Annotated in this window: 2 protein-coding genes; both read right to left on the bottom strand. The window is 69.6% G+C overall.

Features of this window, described 5'->3' with window-relative positions; all coding sequences use genetic code 11:
• Window positions 1-71: 71 nt before the first annotated feature.
• Entirely contained in the window at window positions 72-1706 is a 1635-nt protein-coding gene (locus D7V93_RS41090; protein ID WP_120648435.1) for a long-chain fatty acid--CoA ligase, read from the bottom strand.
• Between the two features lie 148 nt (window positions 1707-1854).
• Window positions 1855-2892 carry a 6-phosphofructokinase gene (locus D7V93_RS41085; protein WP_120648434.1) on the bottom strand — a complete coding sequence of 346 codons (1038 nt, stop codon included), beginning with the start codon at window positions 2890-2892 and terminating at the stop codon, window positions 1855-1857.
• Window positions 2893-2967 lie beyond the last annotated feature (75 nt).

Below are 2967 nucleotides of genomic sequence, written 5' to 3'. Positions count from 1 at the left end.
GCCCCAGCGCGAGCCGCCAACCCCCGAGGGCCAGCAGGTGTCAGCTTCCCGGCGGTCGCCTCGACCCCCCTTCAGGACGCGACGGGCGCCTTCAGCAGGTGGTCCCCGTAGTCCTCGCGCAGCTTCATCTTCAGGAACTTGCCCGTCGACGTGCGCGGAATCTGGGGCACGAAGAGGAAGTCATCCGGCAGCCACCACTTCGCGAACTGCCGTTCCAGATGTGCCGTCAGCTCCTCCTTCGTCGCCTGCTGCCCGGTCTTGAACACCACCGCCGCCAGCGGCCGCTCGTCCCACTTGGCGTGCCGGCCCGCGAACACCGCCGCCTCCAGCACCGCCGGGTGCGCCATCAGCGCGTTCTCAATCGCCACCGAGCTGATCCACTCGCCACCCGACTTGATGACGTCCTTGCTGCGGTCGGTGATGTGCAGGTAGCCCGCCGCGTCGATGGTCACCACGTCGCCCGTCTTGAACCACCCGTCCGCCGTGAAGCGGTCCTTGCCCTCGTCCCCGAAGTACGAGGCCGCCACCATGGGCCCGCGCACCTCCAGCTCGCCCATGGCCTTGCCGTCCCACGGCAACACCTCGCCGGTGTCGCTCACGTGGCGCGTCTCCACGAAGGGCACCGAGTAGCCCTGCGACGCATACGCATCCAGCTGCGTCTCCGGGGACGCCGTGTGCAGGTCCCCCTTGAGCCGGGCCAGCGTGCCCACCGGATTCATCTCCGTCATGCCCCAGGCGTGCAGCACCTCCAGCTTGTGGCGCTTGCGGAACCCGTCGATGAGCGACGGCGGCGCCGCCGAACCGCCAATCACCATGTGCCGCATCGGGCTCAGGTCCCACTTGCCCGGCTCCCGGTCCAGCTGCGCCAGGATGCCCAGCCAGATGGTGGGCACGCCGCCCGCCACCGTGACCTTCTCGTCCCGCATCAGCTCCAGCAGCGACTGCGGATCCAGGTGCGGCCCGGGCAATACCTGCTTCGCCCCCGTGAGGAGCGCGTCGAATGGCAGGCCCCACGCCGCCGCGTGGAACATGGGCACCACCGCCAGCACCGTGTCCGTGTCCTTCAGCCCCAGCACCTCCGGCAGGCAGCACACCAGCGTGTGCAGCACGATGGAGCGGTGGCTGAAGAGGACGCCCTTCGGATTGCCCGTCGTGCCGGACGTGTAGCAGAGCATCGCCGCGCTGTTCTCATCCAGGCGCGGGAACGCGAACGTGTCCGGCTCCGCCGCGAGCAGCTTCTCGTAGTCCAGCCGGCCCTCCGGCACCGGGCCGTCGTCCGGGATGACGATGACGTGTTTGATGCAGCCCGCCGCCTTCTCGAACTTCTCCAGGAGGGGCAGCAGCGACCGGTCCACCACCACCACCGTGTCCTCCGCGTGGCGCGCGATGTAGGCCAGGTCGTTGGGGTGCAGCCGCAGGTTGAGCGTGTGCATCACCGCGCCCATCGCCGGCACCCCGAAGTAGACCTCCAGGTGCTGGTGGTGGTTCCAGCTGAGCGACGCCACCCGGGTGCCCGGCTTCACCCCCAGCCGCGTCAGCGCGTTGGCGAGCTGGCACGTGCGCTTGTGGAAGTCCGCGTACGTGTAGCGGTGCAGGGACTTGTCCGGGTTGCGGCTGACGATCTCCTGCGCGGCGTAGTAGGAGCGCGCGCGCTCCAGGAAGTGCGTCAGGGTGAGCGGGAAGTCCATCATGCGACCGGTGAGCATCGGCACCATCCCTTCGCGAACGGGTGAAGGGGGCCGATGCTACCGGATGCGTGGCGCCATGCCCGCCACTCCCCGTGGGGGAGGGCATGGCGCAACATGTCAATGTCCGGCGAAGGAAACGTCGGAGGGCACCGGGGGGAACACCGGGTCAGCCGAAGAAGACCTGCGCGACCTCGAAGAACTCCTTGGGGACGCGCTTGAGCTCGCGGGTGGCCTCGGAGAGGTGCTCGCTGACGATCTCATTGCCGCGCAGGGCGGCCATCTTGCCGAACTCGCCGCGGGCCACCATGTCGCACGCATGCACGCCGAACCGGGTGGCGAGCACCCGGTCGTGCGCCGTGGGGGCACCGCCGCGCTGGATGTGGCCCAGCACGGACACGCGCGTCTCGAAGCCGGTGCGCCGCTCAATCTCCTGGGCGACGATGTTGCCCACGCCGCCCAGGCGGGGCCGGCCGGCCTCGTCCAGCGCGCCGGTGGTGACGAGCTGCTCGCCCTGTTCGGCGGACATCTTGATGCGCGTGCCCTCCGCCACCACGACGATGGAGAAGGTGCGGCCGCCCGCGTTGCGGCGCTGGAGGTGCTGGGCCACGGCCTCCAGGTCGGCGGGGATCTCCGGCACGAGGATGACGTCCGCGCCGCCCGCGATGCCCGCGTAGGTGGCGATCCACCCCACGTGCCGGCCCATCACCTCGCAGACGATGACGCGCTTGTGGGACTCCGCCGTGGAGTGCAGCCGGTCCACGGCCTCCGTGGCGATGCCCACCGCGGTGTCGAAGCCGAAGGTGAAGTCGGTGCCGTTGAGGTCGTTGTCGATGGTCTTCGGCACGCCGACGATGCGCAGCCCCTCCTGGGACATGCGCGTGGCGGCGGACAGGGTGCCCTCGCCGCCAATGGCGATGACCGCGTGGATGCCATTGCGCTCGATGGCGCGCTTCACGCGCTCCAGGCCGTTCTCCACCTTGAAGGGGTTGACGCGCGAGGTGCCGAGGATGGTGCCACCCCGGTGCAGGATGCCGGAGGTGGTCTCCCGCGTGAGGCGGAAGTGGTTGTCGTCCAGCAGGCCCTTCCATCCATCCCGCAGGCCCATCATCTCGAAGCCGTGCTCGCTGGCACGGCGGACGATGGCGCGGATGACCGCATTGAGGCCGGGGCAATCACCCCCGCCGGTGAGCACGGCGACTTTCATGAGACAGGTTCTAGCCCGACCCGGGCTTCGCGCGTGAGGACCGTTTTGCAGGGGGACCTTCCCGGCCCCCGGGCA

This window comes from Corallococcus llansteffanensis (genome assembly GCF_003612055.1).
Taxonomy (GTDB): Bacteria; Myxococcota; Myxococcia; order Myxococcales; family Myxococcaceae; genus Corallococcus; species Corallococcus llansteffanensis.
Note: the sequence above shows the minus strand (reverse complement) of the source record. Positions and strands in the feature narration are given on the sequence as shown.